Source organism: Salicibibacter cibarius (assembly GCF_016495725.1).
Lineage (GTDB): Bacteria > Bacillota > Bacilli > Bacillales > Marinococcaceae > Salicibibacter > Salicibibacter cibarius.
Genome location: NZ_CP054705.1, coordinates 961578 through 981876 on the forward strand (window position 1 = coordinate 961578; position 20299 = coordinate 981876).

Here is a 20299-nt window from a genome sequence, read left to right on the forward strand (position 1 = left end):
ACAATTATTGCATTTAATTAAGGGCAAGGAAGGTGATTGAGATGTATAAAAAAATTTTAGTTGCTGTGGATGGATCAGTACAGTCCGAACAAGCGTTGGATAAAGCCATTCAATTGGCAAAACTCCACGGTGCTTCTCTGGCAATCGCGCATGTTGTTGATATTCGAAATTTCTACACGCAGGATTATACCCCACAATCATTGTACGATGAAACAGAAAAGAAAGCGAAACAAATGCTACAAGAATATAAAGCAAAAGCCGATGATGAAGGGGTGAAAGATGTAGAAACATTGTTGAGTTCCGGAAATCCGCGCAATCAATTAACCGGAAAACTATTGGCTGAAAATGATGTCGACTTATTAGTAACCGGTTCCACCGGCCGCAATGCCTTTGAACGAATGCTCATTGGCAGTGTGGCAGAAGCCTGTGTGCGACACGCATCTTGTGATGTAGTGACGGTGAGAAGTGCGCTCACATAAGCCAATGATAAAAGCCGATTACAAAAGGAGGTCAGATGATGAGCACACGGTTATCGGGAGTACCTTGGTGGGAAGATCTATTGGATCCCCCTGATATTTTCACACCGGAAGATTTGACCGAGGATGAGGTCATGATCGCGAAAACGACGGAGAAATTCGTGGAACAGCAAATTCTTCCGAATGTGGAAAGCTTAGAACAGCATGACTACCAAATGGAACAAGAGATATTTGCGGCAGCGGGCGAACTTGGGCTTTTAGCCATTGAAATCCCGGAAGCTTATGGGGGACTCGAACTTGGCAAGCACGTCGCCGGGATCGTTGCCGAAAATATCGGGAACGGTGGGGGTTCGTTCAGTGTCGCCTATAACATCCACGCGGGTGTTGGAACTTCTCCTTACGTGAACTATGGAAACGAATCGCAAAAACAAAAATATCTTTCGCGGTTGGGAAGCGGAGCATGGGTCGGTGCCTATGCATTAACAGAGCCATCCGCCGGTTCCGATGCCCTTAAAGGAAAAACGAAAGCGGTATGGAATGAAGTTAAAAATGCTTGGATACTGACAGGCGAAAAGCAATGGATTACGAATGCACACCTCGCCCGGGTTTATGTCGTTTTTGCCAACACGGACGCCGGAATGACCGCGTTTATCGTGGAAAGAGAGATGGACGGACTATCCGTCGGTCCCGAAGAGCAGAAGATGGGCATTAAGGGGACATCGACGGCTACGCTTATCCTCGATGAGGTGTCGGTCACGCAAGAAAATGTGCTCGGAGAGATTGGCAAAGGGCACAAAATTGCCATGAACACCCTCAATTTGGCGCGCTTGAAATTAGCTTTTGCGAACCTCGGCACAGCTAAACGGGCTTTAGAACTGAGTGTTAAATATGGTAAAGAACGAAAACAATTTCAGCAACAGCTCGTTGATTTTCCAATGATCAAGGAAAAAATCGCGACTATGAACACCGCGATCTTCGGTGTTGAAAGCTTGGTATATCAAACATCTGCACGCATTGACAATGCGTTGGAGAAAAACAGCGAGCAAGATGCGCAGGCAATCGTCGGCCAATTTATCGCCGAATGCGCCACCGGCAAAATTCAAGGTTCGGAAGTGCTTGCAGCGGTTGCCGATGAAGCGGTTCAAATCCATGGCGGTTACGGATTTATGCAAGAATATGAAGTGGAGCGAATTTACCGTGATGCCAGGATTAGCCGCATTTTTGAAGGGACAAATGAGATTAATCGACTGGCGGTGGCGAAGGCTTTATTTTCCCAATTTCGGCATCAACCGTCTGAAAAACAAATCGAACACGACCGGAATGCCATGTTTATTTTGGAAGCGGAGCGGCATTTTGCTGATCTATTGAAAGCGGGCGTATCGAAAAATCAGGAATTCTCGCGTTTGGTTGCCGATATTTACAAGGAAATTAGTGTCATGCGCGCCGCATATTTACGCACTGAAAAAGCAGGGAGCGGAGCTGCTCTCAAGCAGTTGATGACAGACGTCATTTGTGAAGAAGGATATGAAAAAGTGGAGAGGGATCTTATTCGGCTTTGGAGTGCGGTTGCCGAAGGAGCCGAAGGACAAGAAATGATCGACCGCATACGCGCACGGACCCATGTGCCAGCAGTTGAAAATGTGCTGAAGAAAAAACGGGACATTAGCGAGTATGTCATTAACGCCGAAAAATATCAGACGTAACTGGAGGAAGTGTTATGAAAAAGATCGGTTTTATCGGACTTGGTAATATGGGAATGCCGATGTCGGAAAACCTGTTGGATGCCGGCTACGATGTATATGGGGTTGACGTGAACCATGAAGCAGAGGCGCGTTTTGAAAAAGCGGGTGGCCAAATCGGACGCTCGATGGATGATTTGGCAAAATCCTGTGATGCAATTATTACGAGTTTGCCTTCGGTGGCAGCCTATGAATCTGTGTATCTCGGGGAAGGCGGATTAATTCGAAATAGCCATAAGAACATTCTGCTTCTGGATACGAGTACCGTTGCTCCGGAAAGCAATAAAAAAGTAGCCGAGGTAGCGAATGAAGAGGCAATACGATTTTTACAGACGCCGGTGAGCGGGGGTGTCGTTGGGGCTGTGAATCGGACATTGACGTTCATGGCAGGCGGCCCCAAGGAAATTTTTGACGAAGCTTCTGTGCTCATGCATGAGCTTGGCGAGGATATTTTTCACATCGACGAACGAATCGAAAGCGGGACACTGACTAAACTGATCAACAATTTGTTCATCGGTTTTTATACTGCAGGTGTCAGTGAAGCGCTCGCCCTTGCCAAAAAACAAAACATGGATCTTGATTCACTTTTTGACGTGTTAAGTGTTAGCTACGGCCAAAGCCGCATCTATGAACGGAACTATAAAACATTTATCGCCAACGAGGCTTACGACCCCGGTTTTACATTGAATCTATTGCGTAAAGATTTAAATTTTGTAAAAGAAACAATGACGCGGGAAGATCTGCACTTGCCAGTGACAGATGTGCTATTGCAAGTGTATGAAGAAGCGGAAGAGGCAGGTCTTGGAGCAAAAGATATGGCTGTTCTCTATGAGCATGTTGGCAAACAAGATATCTCATTTGAGGCGAAAAAGGAGCGGATAAAATGATCACGGATGAAAAAGTTATGCGCAATTCGATCAACGGTGAATGGGTCGATTCGGAAGGTGGCGTCACCGAGTCGGTTCCAAACCCGGCGACTGGGGAAGCAATCGCCACGGTACCGATCTCAACAGCAGCAGATGTTGACCGTGCGGCGGAAGCAGCGAAAGAAGCCTATGAAAGCTGGTCATTGGTGCCGGTGCCTGACCGTGCGCGCTATATGTTCAAGTATCTACAGCTTCTAAACGAAAACCGGGAAGAACTGGGCGAGATCATCACGCTAGAAAATGGAAAAACGTTAAAAGATGCCCACGGCGAGGTGCAAAGAGGCATTGAAGTCGTGGAACTCGCTACATCAGCACCCAATTTGATGATGGGGGATGCGCTTCCGCAAATCGCGCGTGGCATTGACGGGTCCGTTTGGCGCTACCCTCTCGGTGTCGTCGCGGGCATTACACCGTTTAATTTTCCAATGATGGTGCCTCTGTGGATGTTCCCGTTAGCAATCGCTTGCGGCAATACGTTTGTTTTAAAAACATCGGAGCGAACACCGATTTTAGCGGAACGACTCGTGGAATTGTTTTATGAAGCAGGGTTTCCGAAAGGCGTGTTAAACCTCGTTCACGGCGCAAAAGATGTTGTGAACCGTGTGTTGACCCAACCGGATATCGAGGCGATTTCGTTCGTTGGTTCCGAACCGGTTGCCAAACACGTCTATGAAACCGGCACCGCCCATGGCAAGCGTGTGCAAGCATTGGCCGGAGCGAAAAATCACGCGGTCGTTATGCCGGGCTGTCACATGGAAAAAACGATCGAAGGGGTTATCGGCTCAGCGTTTGGCAGTAGCGGTCAACGCTGCATGGCTTGTTCGGTCGTGGCCGTTGTCGATGACATTGCCGATGAATTTATGGAGAAGCTCACCGCCGCGACAAAAGATTTGAAAGTCGGGGACGGAAGATATGAAGAAAACTTCGTCGGTCCGGTCATTCGGGAGACGCATAAAGAGCGGGTCCTCGGGTATATTGACCAAGGCGTACAGGAAGGCGCAGATCTCGTCGTTGATGGGCGCGATAAAGGAGCGGAAAAAGAACAAGGCTATTACGTCGGTGCCACGATTTTTGACAATGTGAATACCGACATGACAATCTGGCAAGATGAAATATTCGCGCCGGTGCTTAGCGTTGTGCGCGTCCGTGATCTTGATGAGGCAATCGCGGTCACGAACAGCTCGCGGTTTGCAAACGGAGCGGTCATTTATACGTCAAACGGAAAAGAGGCGCAAACGTTTCGCGATCGCATCGATGCCGGCTTGATCGGCGTCAACGTCAACGTACCCGCGCCGATGGCATTCTTTGCCTTTGCCGGTAACAAAGCATCGTTCTATGGGGACTTGGGCACAAACGGGAAAGACGGCGTGCAATTTTATACGAGGAAGAAAGTCGTGACAGAGCGGTGGTATTAACACAATTTAAATTGGCGGAGAGTCCCTAGAGGCTTTCCCGCCAATAAGAATAATGATGCGCTTTCAAAAATACCGGTAATATTTTAGGAAAATTGCTAAAAATTAGTGATTAGGAAATACTAATTTCTTATGAATGCTCAAGGCATGGTCAATCAATTCTTTTGGAGGTGGATGTGTTGAAAGCATATAAAAAAGAAGTGAAATTCACAATTTGGATGGTGCTAGCTTTTGTTGTTTTTGGAAATGGTTTTGGAATAATGTTCTCGATGTTTCCCTTTGAAGGGGTTACGTTATTTGGTTTTCCGATAAGGTACATTATCCCAATTCTTTTCGGATGGTTTGGTGTTTACTTTTTAACCATTTTGGCAGGTCGGATGGGGAATCGATTGGATGCAAAAATTGAAGAAGAAATAGAAGGTACAGAACAACGAAAGGAAGTGGGTTAAATGGAGGAAACCTATCAATTATCAAATCCAGTATTGGGGATAGTCGTTGTATTGGTAACATTTGTTTTATTTTATGTGGTAAGTTATGTTTCTAATCGAAAACAAACTACTGTAGGAGATTTATACATTGCCGGTGGGAAAGTAGGCGCATTTACAAATGGTTTGGCTATGTCGTCCAGTTATATGAGTCTTGCTACCTTTTTAGGCATTACAGCCCTTATTCTTGAACTGCAAATGCCGTTAATTATTTTGTGGATTCAGCTAATCGTTGCCATCCCACTAATTACGATTATTTACGGTACGAGCCTACGAAGGATGGGGGTGACTTCTCCAACGCACTTTATTCGTGAACGGTATGGTGTTAAAGCTTGTATTATAGCTGCTGTGTTTATGATTATTGTCTCTATTATGTATGCGCTTGGACAAATGATCGGTGTTGCGGCTGCTTTTGAAACGCTTTTAGGTGTTCCATATATTGCAGGACTTTTTGTAGGCGGGCTTATTATTGTCGGATATATAACCATTGGAGGGATGTCAGGAGCGACAACGAATGCAGCTATTCAAATGGTAATTATTGCGCTCATGTTTATCATCCCTCTTGGAGCGATTATGAAAGCGTTAGGGGGATCCGGTTGGTTTTTTCCGCCTCTATTATACTCAGATATGGTCCCAGCTATGTTAGAAGCGTTCCCAAGTTTTTTTGACTATGAATTTCCAACAAAGTGGTTTATTGCGCTTATTCCGGCAATTACAATTGGGGCTTTGGGACTTCCTCATTTAGCTATGAGGGTTTATACTTCATCTAGTTTAAGAAGTGCGAGGTCGGCAATGGTTTGGTACGCTTTTGTTACCGGTTTAGTGTTTTCAGCTACGTACGCAATGGGATTTGTTGGCGTTTATGCTACTGAAACGCAAGGGTTATTTATTGAAGCCGGAGATGCTGATAGGTTGACGATGATCCTAAACATTGTGTATAACCCTGAATGGGTTGCGGCCTTAGTTATTGCCGGAGCTATTGCTGCAGGTGTCTCAACATTGAGCGGAAATCTTTTGTCAATTGGAGCTTTATTATCGCAAGATATTATAGCAACGCTTAAACCGGAATTGACGGAGAAAGCTAAAGTCCGTATGGGTTATTTAGCCATATTTTTAGGAGGAGTCGCTAGTATTCTCCTAGGTATAAATCCACCGGAATTCCTTACGATCAGTATATTCTGGGCTTTTGGCTTAGCCGGAGTAACCATTGCTCCACTCATAATAATGGGAGTATGGTGGAAGGAAACGAATCGCTATGGTGCAATAGCAGCTTCATCTATCGGCGGTATTGTTTACATTCTTCTATCGCCGTTCGTTGCTCCAAGTCTGGTTCTTACCGACCATGGTGTTACAAATGAGATGGGGATATCCGGTGCGATGTTTGCAGTTCCCTTAAGTTTTATTATTCTGATCGTTGTTTCCTATGTGACTAATCGCATGCCAAGTCTTGCGGATAAATTGACGACGAAAGAAGATCATGAATTAATCGAACGTATACATGGGTGGAAGGATGTACAAGCTTATCGCTATAACAGTAAACTTGGCCCAGTGATTGCGTTAGTGCTTAGTTTTGCTGTTGGTATATGGGCGCTTTTCCCTTGGGGTATGTAGAAAATTATAAGATTGGGGGGTTAAGAATTTTGATTGGAAAAATGATAGTATTGGAGCGCGATGCATATCAAACGTTCATGGAGAGTCAAAAAGCATCGAAATACAGTCGAGCAACATTAGTTATGGTGGGTGTTATGTATGGTGTGATGGCTGTTATGGTTAATCTCCAATTTCTATCCGGTTTCAATTCCCTATTTTTGGGGCTTGTCATTGCACCACTTTTATTAATAGCACTGGGCTTATTAACGGCGGTTGTTACTAAATTTGGTTTGACCCTACTTCTTTGGGCCGGTGCACGTGCATTTGGTGGACCCGGGCGAATGAAGGAGGTAAATCAAATTGTTTCAATCTCTCTTCTTCCAGGACTTTTAAGTGCCCCAATCCTTATGGAAGTCGATGTACCGAATTTAGGATTAATTTTGGTAATCATAGGACTTTTCTTTGGGATCGGTTGGATGTATCTCATTTGTGTCAGAATAATAGAAACGACGCAACAATTCTCAAAGACCAAAGCTTATCTTTCAGTATTAGCTTCTTTTGTATTTTTTACGAGTGTGTATTATCTCGTTTTACCAGTCCCGACTTTATAATAGCGAAATGAATAGTTAGTAGAAGGTAAGAGCCCCCTAAGTGAAATTCTTAGCAAACAACATGAGGCTCATTTTTTTGGAGGGCAGATTAGTATGAAATATGAGCAAATGGAGATAAATAACATTTATAAAACCGCAACTTATACGGTGACAAAAGAGGAAATATACAACTTTGCTTTAAAATTTGATCCCCAATATATGCATACTGATGATGAGAAAGCAAACAAAAGTATTTTCGGAGGGGTAATCGCTTCAGGACTTCACACCTTGAGTATCAGTTGGAAACTATGGGTTGATATGAATTTGATTGGGGAAGATATCATTGGTGGAGTTAGGATGGACCATGAGTTTTTAAAGCCTGTGTACCCGGGAGATATATTAACCGTAGAGGCACGTATTATCGACAAGCAAGATCATAATTACAAGAAAGATAGAGGCTATATTTCAATTTTATTAAACACTTATAATCAAGATAAAAAAATAGTTATGAATTTAAATTTTCTTGGGTTGATAAAAAGGGGTTATTAACAAGGGGATATTGTGCTAAAAATTCGAAGTAAGGATCTTAGCCTCGCTTCGAATTTTTTCTTATGCACGATCGTTATACGTATTCCGAATATCCAACTCTCCCCACGTCGCCGACCAATTTTTTTTCACGACCCTTTCCTTGTACACAGCAAGCCGTTCTTCCGTTTCTCTGAAAAAGGGTGTGGGCCGCACCGTCCCTTGAAGCACATCCTCCACTCCGCATGGAGCCGTAAGCGTCACACGCCCATCAACTCCTAGCCTTACGCCGAGGGTGGTTGCCGTTTCCGGGAATTTTGAGATCGCGTCAACGGATGAAGTGTAAGGTGGACCGCCGTTCACAAGGTGCATTCTTGCCTGGTTTTTCACGGACCAAGGAACGAGAGGAAGCACATTTTTTAGTTGCTCCTCTCGCTTCTTTTCTTCGCTTTCATCGATGTTCCCGGCATCAAAATAGATGACATCCACGTCCGGCAAAGGTGTTCGCTTATGAAAATCGTGCAATGTATCCCAGATTTTCGCTCTCACAAAACCGGAGCAGATCCAGCCATCAGGCAACTGCAAATCCTTTACCGCCTGCAAAACTTCCATCATCCATCGGTCGCGTTCAATCACATCAATAATGTCCGCTTCGCTATGAAGCTTCAAAGAACTGCTCTACCTTCGCATCTGACACATCTGCCAAGCGTTTGTACGTGTAGTCTGGGCTTTGGCTCTTTTTGAAAATAACCGCTTCGACACCTTTGTAGAAATCGTCGTGCTTCAAAAAGTTTACGGCAATAACGAGGTCCATCTCTAACGTTTCGGCGAGTGATTTGTTTTCACTGTCGATCATGTGTTTCAATGTTACTTTTTCGGAAACCGGTGATTTTGACAGCAATGTTTCTCGTGTTTCTGCAGCGAATGCCCCGTCCCCGTTCTCCAATTTTTCCACGATCGCCTCAATCGAACCCGCGTTAAAATAACGATCGATCGCTTCTTGCATGGAAGCAAGGGGCGCTTCTTCTTCCGGCGTGCTGTTTTGTTCGGCGAGAATGTCATCGAGTTTGCCTGTTGGATCTGTTTTGTTCACCCAATCGATTTCATGCAACTTATCAAGTAAGTCCGTCAATTCCGAGACGTAATGCTCGGCCGCCCCTATATAGAGCACGTCCGCGGCTTTTATGGTTGCCGATGTCAAGGCAAGATAACGACCGGTATAGCCGGGGGCTTGGTTTAAAAGATGAACCGCACCCACATCCGGAAAGAAGCCGATGTTCATTTCCGGCATCGCCCATTTCGTACGGGCGGTAACAACCCGGTGGCTTGCTCCTTGCGTGAGACCGACACCGCCGCCCATAACGACGCCATCAAGGCAGGCGACGATCGGTTTCGGGTACTCCTTCACCATTAGGTCCACACGATATTCTTCCTTGAAAAATTCCCTTGCTTTCTCGAAGGATTCTCCGCCGTTTTGGGCTTCCGATAACGTTTTGATGTCACCGCCGGCGCAGAAACCTTTTTCCCCGGCACCATCCATCACGATCACTTGGACGGAATGATCGTTGCGCCAAGCTTCCAACTGCTCCCCGATCGCTACAATCATGTCTAGGCTTAATGAATTCAGTGCTTTTGGCCGATTTAATGTGATCGTTGCCAATCCTTTTCGGTTTGTTGAAAATGTAACTTCGTTTGTCATTTTTACCTCCTAGGAATGCCTAAAATCAGGGGTTCGTTTGTCGATAAACGCCCGGACGCCTTCTTTACCGTCATCGCTGCAAAAGAGTTCGCCAAAGAATTGCCGCTCAAGTTCCAAACCATCTTCTGTTGAACCATCCACACCATTCATAATCGCAGTTACCGCGCGCTCGATGCTCGTCATGCTTTTGCCTTCAATTAGTTGCTCTGCAAAAACGTGGGCGTCTGCACGGACGGATTCGCCCGGAACGACACGTTGGACGAGGCCGAGATCAGCGGCTTCATTTGCTTTCATGTTTTTGCTCGTCAAAATAAATTCCATGGCCCGCGCCGAGCCTAGATATCGGCGCAAGCGTTGCGTGCCGCCGAAAGATGGGATTAAACCGAGTTTGAGTTCCGGTAGCCCCAGGACAGCGTCTTCAGCCGCGAATCGGTAGTGGCAAGCCATCGCTACTTCAAGGCCGCCGCCTAAAGCCGCTCCATTAATCGCGGCAACCACCGGTTTTTTTGACTTCTCAATCTCCTCGCAAAGGTCTTGGCCCGCCTTGGATATGGCTTCGGCTTTCGATGCATCGTCAAACGCGTCCACAAATTTTTTAATGTCGGCACCGGCGACGAAAAAACGTCCGGCACCTGTCAAAAGGATCGCCCGAGTGTCTGGATCATTGGACAATGTTTTAAAGACACCCCGCAACTCGTTAATGGAGTCCGGAGACAGTGTATTTGCCGGGGGATGATCGATTTCTACCGTCGTGACAAAAGATTCCGTGGATACGTTTACATAATTGTAGCTCGTCATAAAAAATACCTCCTTGTCTAGCATAAATGCAAGAATTATGCCAAATAAAAATAGAGCGCTTCCATCTCTATTATACATGATTTGGAATTCTATTGGATAGGTATGATATTATGGTTTCATAGAGAAGAAGCAAAAGAGGAGGTTTTTCGATGAGTAAAACGGTCGGGTTTATCGGTATTGGCGTGATGGGGAAAAGCATGGGGAAACATATTTTGGATGCGGGCTATCCGTTGCTCGTCTACACGCGAACGAAAGCGAAAGCGGACGATCTCGTCGCCAGCGGTGCCACCTGGAAAGATTCCGTGCAGGAACTTGCGTCCGAGGCCGACATTGTCATTACGATGATCGGGTATCCGCAAGATGTGGAGGATGTTTATTTTTCAGAAAACGGATTGCTCGCACATATGAAAAAAGGCGCCACGTTGATCGATATGACAACGTCCAAACCGTCTTTGGCAAAAAAAATCGCGGCATCGGCAAAAGAGCAAGAGGGTGCGGCTTTGGACGCCCCTGTTTCCGGCGGTGACGTGGGCGCGCGCAACGGCAAACTTGTGATCATGGTTGGTGGCGACGAAGACGCTTACGATCAGTCCCTACCCTTATTTCAAGTGATGGGGGAAAATGTTCAACACATGGGACCCGCCGGGAGCGGCCAACATACGAAAATGTGTAATCAAATTGCCGTGGCGGCTAGCATGATAGGCGCGGCAGAGGCGATGGGTTATGCAAAACATGCCGGCCTCGACCAGGAAAAAGTATTGAAGAGCATTTCAACGGGTGCCGGCGGCAGCTGGACACTGCAAAATTTGGCACCACGCATGTTGCAAGAAGACTTCGCCCCCGGCTTTTATGTGAAACATTTTATCAAGGATATGGAGATCGCGATCGAAGAGTCCGAACAAATGAAAGAAGGGTTGCCCGGCGTCGAATTGGTGAAAGCTTTGTATGATAAACTCGCTGAGCAAGGGGAAGAAAATAGCGGGACGCAATCGATTTATAAACTATGGGAATAAGGGAAGCTTAGATGAAACATTTAAAAGACAAAAAAGTGATCGGAATGTTCATTCTCTCGATCATTCTGGCGAGTGTGGCCGCTATTTTTGCCGTATACGGAAGCATGCATTGGGTCGTGACATTAGTTGCTTCGCAGGCCGTATTGGTCATGGCGTTTCGCCGTATTATTTTGAAAGCCGATTAATGGGTATTTTTCGGAAAAGGAGTTTTAAAACATGCAATCGATCTCAGGGAAAACAGCACTCATCACCGGAGCGGGGCGTGGCATCGGACGTGCACTTGCCCACGCGTTCGCCCGCGAAGGCGTTCACGTGGCACTCATGGGTAGAACACGTGCGAACGTGGAAAATGTGGCAAAAGAGTTGGAGACATATGATGTTAAAGTGTTGAGCGTCCAAGCGGATGTTTCCGATGTCGGTATGGTGAAAGACGTTGTTCAAAGTGTGAAAGACACGCTCGGGAAGATCGATATCTTGATTAATAATGCCGGTATCGGGAGGTATGGCCGTTTTCTCGACCTCAGCGAAGATGATTGGCGGAGCGTCTGGGATGTGAATGTCATGGGCGTCTATCATGTCACTCAAGCCGTGCTGCCGGAAATGATCGAGCGTCAGGCCGGGGAAATCATCAATATTTCTTCGACATCAGGGCTCCGCGGCACCGAGGGTTCCAGTGCCTACAGCGCTTCGAAGTTCGCTGTGCTTGGGATGACAGAGTCATTAATGAGAGAAATGCGAAGAGAGAATATTCGTGTCCAAGCGATCAGCCCAAGTAAAGTGATCACCGATTTTGCGTCCGAACACAACTTAAGCGACGGAACGGAAGACGCCGAACACTTTATGCAAGCAGAAGACTTGGCGGATGTCGTCATCTCGCAATTGAAACTGCACCCGCGCATGTTCGTGAAAAATGCCGAGTTGTGGGCGACGAATCCGAAGTAATAGGAGTGTGAAAAAGAATGGCGAATATAAAAAAGGGCGAGAATAAATTTTTTGTCGGAGATAAAGAAGAGGACCCTTTGGCTGAAATCACTTTTGAATCGGAAGGGTCCACGAAATTAGTTGTTGACCATACGTACGTATCAGAGGAACTTCGCGGGGAAGGTGTCGCCCAAGCTTTAGTAGAACGGATGGTTTCTTTTGCCCGTGAGGAAAAGAAAGAAATTATCCCTCAATGTTCCTATACAAAAAAACAAATGGATAAACATCCGGAATATCAGGATGTGCTTTCGACGCAAGAATGAAGATTTGGTCAGTCTAGTGGCGTGTTGCAGAAGTTATTTCTAAAAACACCTTTTTATCTTCGAAATCTAGACGGTCACCGAAAACAGGACGATAGACGCTTTCTATCGATCTAAAATTTAGACGGTCACCGAAAACAGAGCGATAGACGCTTTCTATCGCTCTGAAATCTAGGCGGTCACTGAAAACAGAACGATGGAAGCTTTCTATCGATCTAAAATCTAGACGGTCACCGAAAACAGAACGATAGATGCCTTCTATCGATCCAAAATCTGGGCAACCGCCAAAAACAGAACGATAGACGCCGTGAAGAGAACGTCCGGGAATCCCCGCTATGACACCTCTAGAAGGGAGATTATCTCAATTAGAGGTGTCATGAGTGAGTCATGGAACCTCTCGAAGGTTAAATAATCCAATCAGGGGTGTCATGAACGGGTTATGGCACCTCTAAAAGCAAAAATATCCTAATCCGAGGTGTCATGAGTGAGTCATGTGGAACAACCGAAAGGTAAAATCACCAAGTGTGAGGAAATTCAGCCATAATGATTAGTGCGTCCTCATCTTTTTGATGTTTCCCTTGGATATGACCGGGTAATTCGACCATCCTGTACTAGTTATCAGCAACCTCAAACGAAAACGACTGCTCTCCGGCGAATGCCCCTTGGTCAAATCGCCGCTCCACAAAGGTTACCTTTCCCTGGTTGTCGATGAGAAGCACGGTAGAGGCACGTGTCCCGTAATTGCCCGTATGAATAAATAATGGTGATAGCTGTCTTTCAAAGTTGAGATCAACGCCGGTTGACGGCAACGCTTCATCCGGTGCTTGTTCTGTATGGGAAAGTATCCGGAATAGCGCTTCTGTTTTGATTTCACTGTGTTGAGTTGTATAGGCGCTTAGTGCCTGTTTTCCTTTTACGACTTTGGGCCAAGGTGTATTTAAAGAATCATTGCTCAGCCCGTGGATGCCGGGGTTGACCTCATTCAATTCATCGTGAACATTATTATAGTGGTACATCTCGTCAAGGGTGCCGGCAATCACGTTATAACCGGTGTAATCGTCACGATGTTCCTGCAAAGCCTCCACAAACGCCAATGGGTCCCAATCCTCCGTTAAAAACTGTTTTATGATTGTTCCCCGGGAAGCTTTGCCTGGGGCGATTTGTTGCGGATCACGAAAATTCGTTAATGCCACGAATTTCCCTTGTTTTGTGATGCCGAGCCATGTTCCTTTTTGCAATAGATCGCGTCCCGCCAACAGGTCCGGCGCGTCTTCCCAGAAATGGGCCGGCGCCGTAGGCCGTTCGTAAAATTCATCGCGATTTGCGGCAATGATGAGTGGGTACTTTTCATGGGCTTTCCATGTGAAATTAATCAGGCACATCGCGTTCATCTCTCCTTCCTGCGCAGCTCAAAAACGCCCCATCTCTTTTCTAAACATGATAAAATATAAAAGTTAGTACAAAAGAGTTTAGGACGGATAGAGATGCTTTGGGAGTTATTGTTCATTGTCTTGATTGTTTTGGTCGGTGCCTTCGTGCAGGGCGCGAGCGGTTTTGGCCTCGGTTTAGTCGTCATGGGCTTTCTGCCCTTTATGCTAAGCGTTCAGGAAAGCACATTGCTCGTCTTATCGTTTTTGGCGGCAACAGCGTTGACGATTCTTATAAAAAATTACCGGTCGGTGCAACTAAAAGGATTAATCATGTTTGTTGTTGCATCTTTTGCAGGCCGAATTCTCTCTTTTTTTGTGCTGACGACATATGGTGACATGGACATTTTAAAAACGTGGCTCGGTGTTTTTCTCATCACCCTTGTCGTTTACTTGTATTTTAACAATAAAAGAAACGTAAGCCTAAAAAAAATAAATAAACTGGTGCCGATAAGCCTTGGTGTTCTCAATGGTTTTTTCGGGGGACTGTTCGCAGTTGGGGGAACATTTCTCGTCGTCTATTGTTTATACTTGTATAAAGAAGATAAGCATCGGTATACGGCGAATGTGCAAATCGTTACATTAATGACAAGTTCATTTTCGTTGCTTTTGCATGGCGTGAATGGGGATTTTGATCTGTCGTTCCTGCTTTATTTTGCCGTTGGTGTCGTGAGTGTCATCGTTGGAGCAGTATTGGGGCTACGGTGGTTTGAAAAATTGCCGGCGTCCATGATCCGTACCATCGCGATGCTTCTGGTGCTCCTCGCGGGCCTAAATTTAATCCTGTTTTCGTGAAGAAAGCGCCTCGTCCCTGAAAAGAAGCGAGGCGCTATTCTTTACATACTTGTTTTTCCTTTTTCATAGGCTCGTATTTCATTGAATCGTTTCGTTTCTTTTACGACAACGCCTGATAATAGCAAGAGCCCGATAAGGTTAGGAATCGCCATTAAAGCATTAAAGGTATCCCCGAGATTCCAGACGGTATCGAGCGATAACGTTGCCCCGGGAAAAATGGCCAAAACGAAGATGATGCGATACACCATTGTAAAATTGGTGCCGGCAAGATAGGTGAGACACTTCTCACCGAAATAAGCCCAGCCAAGAATCGTTGAGTAGATAAAAAACAGTAACGTGACCGCGACAATTAAGCTGCCGAATGCCGGAAGCAATTCATCAAAGGATTGCGCGGTGAGGGCGGCGCCTTCAATATCAATCATGTACATGTCCGCCATGACGAGGGCTAGACCGGTTACGGTACACACGATAATGGTGTCAATGAATACTTGTGTCATGGAAATCAAGGCCTGGCGGGCAGGGACATCGGTGCGGGCAGCGGCAGCGGCGATGCCTCCGGTACCTAAACCTGCCTCGTTGGAAAAGAGTCCGCGGGCAACCCCCATTTGAATGACCGTGCCAATCGCGCCGCCTGCAACTGCCTGTCCTGTAAAGGCATCGGTAAAGATTAAGGCGAAGGCGCCACCGACAGCGTCCACATTGTAAACAACCAGAAAAACACCGGCCACGACGTAAATAATAATCATAAACGGAACGATAAAACTGACCACGCGTCCAATGCTCTTAATGCCACCGAGGATGACCAAGCCAATAAGAATCATAAACACGATGCCGGTGACCCATACCGGAACATTAAAAACATCATTGGCTACGTCAGCGGCCGCGTTTGCTTGAATCATGTTTCCAATGCCGAAAATAGCCGCAAAGACAGCGAAAAATGCGAACAGAACAGCGAGCCATTTTTGGCCCAGTCCTTTTTCAATGTAATACATGGGGCCGCCGGACATTTCCCCCCGGGCATTTTCTTGCCGATATTTGACCCCGAGGATCGCTTCGGAATATTTCGTGGCCATCCCGACAAGGGCGGTCATCCACATCCAAAAGACGGCGCCCGGTCCGCCGGCGACGACGGCGGTAGCAACCCCGACAACGTTTCCTGTTCCGACGGTGGCAGCCGTAGAAGTCATCAGTGCCTGAAAATGGGAGATGTCTCCTTCGGAATCTTTATCCTGTTTAGAAAACGTAAGTTTAAACGCATAAGGCAACATCCGAAAAGAATAGAAGGCTAAACGAAAGGTTAAGTATAAACCTGTACCTACGAGCAAAATAATTAATGGCAAGCCCCAGACAAAATCACTTATTTCACCGGTTATGTATTCGAACGATTCGAGCATGCAAATCCCCCTTTTGTTTTTGATCTTTATTAATCTTAAAATAATTTCATCCAAATGTGAATAGTTTATGGTAGAATTTCAAACGACTCATTTGTCGTTTTTTCAATAATTTTGTATAGTTGGAGTACGATAAGAAAACTTGGCTTTTCGCCAAGCTTTTATGGCGAAAAGCCTTAGCCGAACTTATGTAGGTAAGAAAGTTGATTTATACTTTCTTACCTATCAAGCGAATGAGTCCTTTATCCAATAGGAGTTGAAACTGTGTTTACAGGTATTGCGATCGCGCTTCTTTTGTGTGCATCTGCTTTTTTTTCCGGTAGTGAGACGGCATTAACAGCCGCTAATCGAACGAAAGCGCAAACAAGAGCGGAAAACAACGACCGGAAATCGGAGAAGTTACTGAAAACGTTGTCAAAACCGGATCATTTTATCACCGGAATACTGATCAGCAATAATGTGGTTAATATTATCCTGCCGACGCTTGTGACGATGGTAGCGATTGACTTAGGCTTTAACGTCGGGGTTGCAACGGCGATACTAACGATTACATTAATCGTTTTTTCGGAAGTGCTTCCGAAGTCAATTGCCGCTACATATCCGGATCGGATCGCTTACACGGTGCTCCCCGTGATTCGATTTGTTTTATGGCTATTGACGCCGTTTATTTACCTTCTGTCAAAAATCACTAGGTACGTGATTAAAGCATTATCGAAAGACGAAGACGTAACCTCCTCGATCTCGAAAGAAGAACTGCGGACGATGGTGGATATTGCCCAAACGGAGGGGGCATTTGCCCAAGGCGAGAGCCATCGCATTAAAGGTGTGCTGGACTTTTATAACTTGAACGTCCGCGATGCCATGAAAACGCCACGCGTCGAAATTGTCGGCATTCCCCAGGACGCATCCTATGAACATGCACGTGATATGATTCTTGCCAATCGATTTACGCGCTACCCGATTTATCGTGATGATATGGATTCCATTATCGGTGTCTTTCATTCCAAAGGGCTCATTTATTGGTCCGTTGACTTTGATCAGGAATTAACACAACTCTCGGACATGTCCCCGATGTTTGTCCATGAATTTCAACCCATCGAGCAAGTATTCCGGCAGATGTCGAAAGAACAAAAGCACTTGGCAATTGTTCTTGATGAATACGGGGGCACGGTTGGCCTGCTCAGTCATGAAGATATCATTGAGACAATGATCGGGCAGGAAATCGAGGATGAGACGGATCTGGGGAACGATCGCTTAATTGAACGGTTAACGGACACGACGATCATTTGTAATGGCAAACTTACGTTGCGGCGATTGAATACAGTGTTTCATACGGCTATTCCGGAAAAAGAAGATGTCCTCGCGGCTTTTATTTTAGATGAATTGGAATATATCCCCATGGAGGGAGACACCTTCGAATATGAAAATCTGCACTTTACGATTTTAACGGTTGAAGACGCGACGTTAAAACGGATTGAAATTGAAAAAATGACAGCAGAAGACACATAAATAAAGGATGCGGCTGCGATACGGCGGTCGCTTTTTTCTTTCGGCAGGTAAGAAAGTATAAATCAGCTTTCTTACCTGCATAAGTTCGGCTAAGGCTTTTCGCCATAAAAGCTTGGCGAAAAACCAAGTTTTCTAATCATGAGCGGGCAGCGTTGATGCATATACTAGACGAGCCCTCTACGATGGAAGGTGTGCGAAGATGAGACAACGTTCTCTCCGGATTTTTTCCTGGTCAATGTTTGCCATCTACATGGCAATGCTTTTATACATTACCGCGTTCGCCTGGAACTATGGAGCCTCGCTGGGACCTGACGGGCCAGGCGGGCGAAACTATAACCCCGTCCCCTTTCGAAGTATATATCGGATTGGCGTGTTTAGCCCTGACATTTGGGATCCACTGAAAATATTAATCGGCAATGTTCTTCTTTTCGTGCCGCTCGGTATATTTCTACCGCTATTGTTTCGGCGTTTGCGAAGCATTGGGAGAGTAACGCTCGTCGGAATGTTGATTTCCCTTTTCATTGAGTTATACCAATTTACCTTCACAATGCGCGTGAGTGACATCGATGATCTTGTATTGAACACAGCCGGTGTGTTTCTCGGGGCCGCGATGTATGTGTCCGCACGAAAAGTGGCTCGCCGCATCGTGATCATTTTGCCGATGGGCGCTTCGCTTTCACGACGTAACGGTTCCATAAGCGGAAACAGCCGTAAACGATAAGCATAAAACTGCCGTAAAACAGACCGACATAAAATAAATCGGCAGGGTTGCGTACGATCGTACTTCCGACGGTGGCAAACAAAATCATCGAAGGAATCTTACCGACTGAAGACGCGACCGTGTATGCCCAAAAACCGACACGGCTGAGCGCCGAGTAGATGTTGACGATGATCGAAGGAACGATCGGGATGAGTCGTGTTAAAAAGATCGTCATAAAGGCATTACGCTCAAAAAGCATCGTCACTTTGGAAATTGCCTCGTACTTGCCGATTATTTTTAATCCCCAATCTTGGTAGCCGAAGCGCACGAAAACAAACATAATGATGGATGCCATGGCAGATCCGAACCAGGTAATAAAGCTTCCAAGGAACGAACCGTAAATCGCCCCGAGGATTCCGCCAATGATCGGGTAAGGAATGACCGGGAATAACGACATGAGCGTGGCGAGGGCGGCCGTGAGAACGATTGATTCCGTGCCGTGTTCATCGATCCAAACCGCGATCTCTTCGCCATATAAAAAGACGGTGCCCGCCAGGAAGGCGAGAATCAGGAAGACAAAAATTTTACGATACATCGGTTCACCTCAAATGTCCTATCTCCCAACATTCTATCATTCCCTGCAACAGATATAGAATGGTGAAGGCTTCTCAATCTTCTGCGTTTGCAATAGCCGCTCACATGTTGTATGTTTTAGGTCGGTTCAATTAGAAAGTAGGGAAAAAGCGTGGAGCAAAAATCATTATTACAAAATCGAATTTTCGTTCTTCTTTTTATTGCTGGTATCTTTGCAGTTGTCGGTTTTAGTATGTTCTTAACAACAGTCTCTTGGTATGCCATTAGTGAGCTGGGCTCGGCAACTGCTGTCGGATTGGTCTTAATCTCTGCCACGATCCCCCGTTTGTTAATGATGATTTTCGGCGGTGTCGTCGCTGATAAATATAAAAAAACAACCATTATGTTCACGACAAACCTTATCCAGGCCATCTTGCTGTTCAGCATGTATCTGTTCGTTGCTAGTGACCACTTAACATTGACGGTGTTGCTCGTCCTTGCTGGTGTTTTTGGGATGCTGGACGCTTTTTTCGGACCGGCGAGTGTTTCACTCATTCCGAAAGTCGTTCCGAAACAGCAATTGCAGCAGGCAAACGCGATTTTTCAGGGGGCTGACCAGATCTCTTTTATCATCGGTCCGATTATTGCCGGAATAACGATGGAATCGTTGGGGGTGGCTTCCAGCTTTTTGATCGCGACGATCCTTGTCTTTCTTTCGGCGGCAATTATCTTTCCGCCATTTCTTAAGGAAGCGCCGGTCGATGAGAGCGTACCGCAAAGCCCGTGGAAAGATTTAAAAGAGGGACTGACTTATGTTCGGCATTCAAGTTTTCTCCTGACGGGGCTTATCGTTTTGATTGCCTTGAACTTTTTCGTTTTTGGCGCCCTTCATATAGCCATGCCGTTACTCGTGGACGTGCATGATGGTTCGCCGTTGAATTTAAGTTTCATGGAGGCCAGTCTAGGCATCGGTATGCTCCTGGGCAGTTTTATTTTAAGTGTGTATACGATAAAAAGACGTCGGGGCGCGGTGACCATTTATGGATTAATAGCGTCTTTGCTTCTTTTCGTGGCTTTTAGTCAAGTACCGTCTCTTTCGTGGCTCACCGTGTTTTTATTTTTCATCGGCTTCGCGATGGTTTTCGTTTACATTCCTTTTTTTACGGTAGCGCAAGAGAAAACGGAAAACCGTATCATGGGGAGGGTGATGAGTATTATTTTCCTTGCCATGAATGGATTTGACCCGGTTTCTTATGGCATTATTGCCGGCTTTGTATCAGCGGGAATTCCGGTGCAAATGGTCTTGTTTGGATTGGGGGCGGCCGGAATGCTGATCGCGCTTCTCGTTTTTTTCAGAGCAAAGGAATTTCGAGAAGTTTAACGTGAACAATAAAAAGGAATAGAAGCTAG

General features: G+C 45.9%; 22 protein-coding genes. 16 read left to right on the plus strand and 6 right to left on the minus strand.

Annotated features, from left to right (window positions below; all coding sequences use genetic code 11):
- The first annotated feature begins 41 nt into the window (after nt 1–41).
- The 8 genes from HUG15_RS04865 to HUG15_RS04900 all read left to right on the plus strand — a co-directional run bounded on the left by HUG15_RS04865 (nt 42) and on the right by HUG15_RS04900 (nt 7767).
- Nucleotides 42–479: a universal stress protein gene (locus tag HUG15_RS04865; protein WP_200127501.1), complete on the plus strand. Its 438-nt coding sequence runs from the start codon at nt 42–44 to the stop codon at nt 477–479.
- A 35-nt stretch (nt 480–514) separates the two neighbouring features.
- A complete protein-coding gene (locus HUG15_RS04870; RefSeq protein WP_425504029.1) occupies nt 515–2179 on the plus strand; it encodes an acyl-CoA dehydrogenase family protein in 1665 nt (554 codons plus the stop codon).
- 14 nt (nt 2180–2193) lie between these two features.
- Nucleotides 2194–3102, plus strand: coding sequence for an NAD(P)-dependent oxidoreductase (locus HUG15_RS04875; RefSeq protein ID WP_200127505.1), 909 nt, complete (start codon nt 2194–2196; stop codon nt 3100–3102).
- Nucleotides 3099–4556: a CoA-acylating methylmalonate-semialdehyde dehydrogenase gene (locus tag HUG15_RS04880; protein WP_200127507.1), complete on the plus strand. Its 1458-nt coding sequence runs from the start codon at nt 3099–3101 to the stop codon at nt 4554–4556. The genes HUG15_RS04875 and HUG15_RS04880 overlap by 4 nt, the downstream gene beginning before the upstream one ends.
- A 173-nt stretch (nt 4557–4729) precedes the next feature.
- A complete protein-coding gene (locus HUG15_RS04885) occupies nt 4730–5002 on the plus strand; it encodes a hypothetical protein (protein ID WP_246516499.1) in 273 nt (90 codons plus the stop codon).
- Nucleotides 5003–6649 carry a sodium:solute symporter family transporter gene (locus tag HUG15_RS04890; protein WP_200127511.1) on the plus strand — a complete coding sequence of 549 codons (1647 nt, stop codon included), beginning with the start codon at nt 5003–5005 and terminating at the stop codon, nt 6647–6649. It begins immediately after the preceding gene.
- 29 nt (nt 6650–6678) lie between these two features.
- Entirely contained in the window at nt 6679–7239 is a 561-nt protein-coding gene (locus HUG15_RS04895) for a YIP1 family protein (RefSeq protein ID WP_200127513.1), read from the plus strand.
- Nucleotides 7240–7332: 93 nt separating this feature from the next.
- Nucleotides 7333–7767, plus strand: coding sequence for a MaoC/PaaZ C-terminal domain-containing protein (locus tag HUG15_RS04900; protein ID WP_200127515.1), 435 nt, complete (start codon nt 7333–7335; stop codon nt 7765–7767).
- Nucleotides 7768–7827: 60 nt separating this feature from the next.
- Here the strand turns inward: HUG15_RS04900 and HUG15_RS04905 are convergent, their stop codons facing one another.
- Genes HUG15_RS04905 through HUG15_RS04915 form a run of 3 tightly spaced genes read right to left on the minus strand, consistent with a single transcriptional unit; the run spans nt 7828 to nt 10240 of the window.
- Nucleotides 7828–8412: a nucleotidyltransferase family protein gene (locus tag HUG15_RS04905; protein ID WP_200127517.1), complete on the minus strand. Its 585-nt coding sequence runs from the start codon at nt 8410–8412 to the stop codon at nt 7828–7830.
- On the minus strand, nt 8399–9442 hold the full coding sequence (locus tag HUG15_RS04910) for an enoyl-CoA hydratase/isomerase family protein (RefSeq protein WP_200127519.1): 1044 nt from the start codon (nt 9440–9442) through the stop codon (nt 8399–8401). Before HUG15_RS04910 ends, HUG15_RS04905 begins: the two co-directional genes overlap by 14 nt.
- A gap of 9 nt (nt 9443–9451) precedes the next feature.
- Nucleotides 9452–10240: an enoyl-CoA hydratase-related protein gene (locus HUG15_RS04915; protein WP_200127520.1), complete on the minus strand. Its 789-nt coding sequence runs from the start codon at nt 10238–10240 to the stop codon at nt 9452–9454.
- Nucleotides 10241–10389: 149 nt separating this feature from the next.
- On the opposite strand from HUG15_RS04915, the gene HUG15_RS04920 reads away from it, so the two are divergent.
- The 4 genes from HUG15_RS04920 to HUG15_RS04935 are packed head-to-tail and all read left to right on the plus strand — an operon-like array spanning nt 10390 to nt 12497.
- Nucleotides 10390–11253: an NAD(P)-dependent oxidoreductase gene (locus HUG15_RS04920; protein ID WP_200127521.1), complete on the plus strand. Its 864-nt coding sequence runs from the start codon at nt 10390–10392 to the stop codon at nt 11251–11253.
- Nucleotides 11254–11264: 11 nt separating this feature from the next.
- A complete protein-coding gene (locus HUG15_RS04925; RefSeq protein ID WP_200127522.1) occupies nt 11265–11438 on the plus strand; it encodes a hypothetical protein in 174 nt (57 codons plus the stop codon).
- 31 nt (nt 11439–11469) lie between these two features.
- Nucleotides 11470–12195 (plus strand): 3-ketoacyl-ACP reductase, encoded by a 726-nt coding sequence (locus tag HUG15_RS04930; RefSeq protein ID WP_200127523.1) that lies wholly within the window; start codon nt 11470–11472, stop codon nt 12193–12195.
- A 17-nt stretch (nt 12196–12212) separates the two neighbouring features.
- Entirely contained in the window at nt 12213–12497 is a 285-nt protein-coding gene (locus HUG15_RS04935; RefSeq protein ID WP_200127524.1) for a GNAT family N-acetyltransferase, read from the plus strand.
- Nucleotides 12498–13105: 608 nt separating this feature from the next.
- Here the strand turns inward: HUG15_RS04935 and HUG15_RS04940 are convergent.
- The gene (locus HUG15_RS04940; protein WP_200128844.1) at nt 13106–13876 is read right to left on the minus strand and encodes an NRDE family protein; all 771 of its coding nucleotides are present in this window, start codon (nt 13874–13876) and stop codon (nt 13106–13108) included.
- A gap of 102 nt (nt 13877–13978) precedes the next feature.
- Between HUG15_RS04940 and HUG15_RS04945 the strand changes: the two genes are divergently transcribed.
- Complete coding sequence (locus HUG15_RS04945; protein ID WP_200127525.1) at nt 13979–14716, plus strand: sulfite exporter TauE/SafE family protein; 738 nt, start codon at nt 13979–13981, stop codon at nt 14714–14716.
- A 41-nt stretch (nt 14717–14757) separates the two neighbouring features.
- Here the strand turns inward: HUG15_RS04945 and HUG15_RS04950 are convergent, their stop codons facing one another.
- Nucleotides 14758–16110, minus strand: coding sequence for an alanine/glycine:cation symporter family protein (locus HUG15_RS04950; protein ID WP_200127527.1), 1353 nt, complete (start codon nt 16108–16110; stop codon nt 14758–14760).
- A 261-nt stretch (nt 16111–16371) separates the two neighbouring features.
- Between HUG15_RS04950 and HUG15_RS04955 the strand changes: the two genes are divergently transcribed.
- On the plus strand, nt 16372–17616 hold the full coding sequence (locus HUG15_RS04955) for a hemolysin family protein (RefSeq protein WP_246516500.1): 1245 nt from the start codon (nt 16372–16374) through the stop codon (nt 17614–17616).
- 199 nt (nt 17617–17815) lie between these two features.
- The gene (locus tag HUG15_RS04960) at nt 17816–18337 is read left to right on the plus strand and encodes a VanZ family protein (protein ID WP_200127529.1); all 522 of its coding nucleotides are present in this window, start codon (nt 17816–17818) and stop codon (nt 18335–18337) included.
- Here the strand turns inward: HUG15_RS04960 and HUG15_RS04965 are convergent.
- Nucleotides 18267–18911, minus strand: a complete 645-nt coding sequence (locus HUG15_RS04965) for a TVP38/TMEM64 family protein (RefSeq protein WP_200127531.1) — start codon at nt 18909–18911, stop codon at nt 18267–18269. The genes HUG15_RS04960 and HUG15_RS04965 overlap by 71 nt on opposite strands.
- Before the next feature lie 150 nt (nt 18912–19061).
- On the opposite strand from HUG15_RS04965, the gene HUG15_RS04970 reads away from it, so the two are divergent.
- On the plus strand, nt 19062–20270 hold the full coding sequence (locus HUG15_RS04970) for an MFS transporter (RefSeq protein ID WP_200127533.1): 1209 nt from the start codon (nt 19062–19064) through the stop codon (nt 20268–20270).
- The last annotated feature ends 29 nt before the right edge of the window (nt 20271–20299 follow it).

Excerpts from the sequence above, each read along its gene's own strand:
- HUG15_RS04865 (WP_200127501.1), top strand. The coding sequence starts at position 42 with ATGTATAAAAAAATTTTAGTTGCTGTGGATGGATCAGTACAGTCCGAA.
- HUG15_RS04870 (WP_425504029.1), top strand. The coding sequence starts at position 515 with ATGATGAGCACACGGTTATCGGGAGTACCTTGGTGGGAAGATCTATTG.
- HUG15_RS04875 (WP_200127505.1), top strand. The coding sequence starts at position 2,194 with ATGAAAAAGATCGGTTTTATCGGACTTGGTAATATGGGAATGCCGATG.
- HUG15_RS04880 (WP_200127507.1), top strand. The coding sequence starts at position 3,099 with ATGATCACGGATGAAAAAGTTATGCGCAATTCGATCAACGGTGAATGG.
- HUG15_RS04890 (WP_200127511.1), top strand. The coding sequence starts at position 5,003 with ATGGAGGAAACCTATCAATTATCAAATCCAGTATTGGGGATAGTCGTT.
- HUG15_RS04900 (WP_200127515.1), top strand. The coding sequence starts at position 7,333 with ATGAAATATGAGCAAATGGAGATAAATAACATTTATAAAACCGCAACT.
- HUG15_RS04910 (WP_200127519.1), bottom strand. The coding sequence starts at position 9,442 with ATGACAAACGAAGTTACATTTTCAACAAACCGAAAAGGATTGGCAACG.
- HUG15_RS04915 (WP_200127520.1), bottom strand. The coding sequence starts at position 10,240 with ATGACGAGCTACAATTATGTAAACGTATCCACGGAATCTTTTGTCACG.
- HUG15_RS04920 (WP_200127521.1), top strand. The coding sequence starts at position 10,390 with ATGAGTAAAACGGTCGGGTTTATCGGTATTGGCGTGATGGGGAAAAGC.
- HUG15_RS04925 (WP_200127522.1), top strand. The coding sequence starts at position 11,265 with ATGAAACATTTAAAAGACAAAAAAGTGATCGGAATGTTCATTCTCTCG.
- HUG15_RS04930 (WP_200127523.1), top strand. The coding sequence starts at position 11,470 with ATGCAATCGATCTCAGGGAAAACAGCACTCATCACCGGAGCGGGGCGT.
- HUG15_RS04935 (WP_200127524.1), top strand. The coding sequence starts at position 12,213 with ATGGCGAATATAAAAAAGGGCGAGAATAAATTTTTTGTCGGAGATAAA.
- HUG15_RS04940 (WP_200128844.1), bottom strand. The coding sequence starts at position 13,876 with ATGTGCCTGATTAATTTCACATGGAAAGCCCATGAAAAGTACCCACTC.
- HUG15_RS04945 (WP_200127525.1), top strand. The coding sequence starts at position 13,979 with ATGCTTTGGGAGTTATTGTTCATTGTCTTGATTGTTTTGGTCGGTGCC.
- HUG15_RS04950 (WP_200127527.1), bottom strand. The coding sequence starts at position 16,110 with ATGCTCGAATCGTTCGAATACATAACCGGTGAAATAAGTGATTTTGTC.
- HUG15_RS04960 (WP_200127529.1), top strand. The coding sequence starts at position 17,816 with ATGAGACAACGTTCTCTCCGGATTTTTTCCTGGTCAATGTTTGCCATC.
- HUG15_RS04965 (WP_200127531.1), bottom strand. The coding sequence starts at position 18,911 with ATGTATCGTAAAATTTTTGTCTTCCTGATTCTCGCCTTCCTGGCGGGC.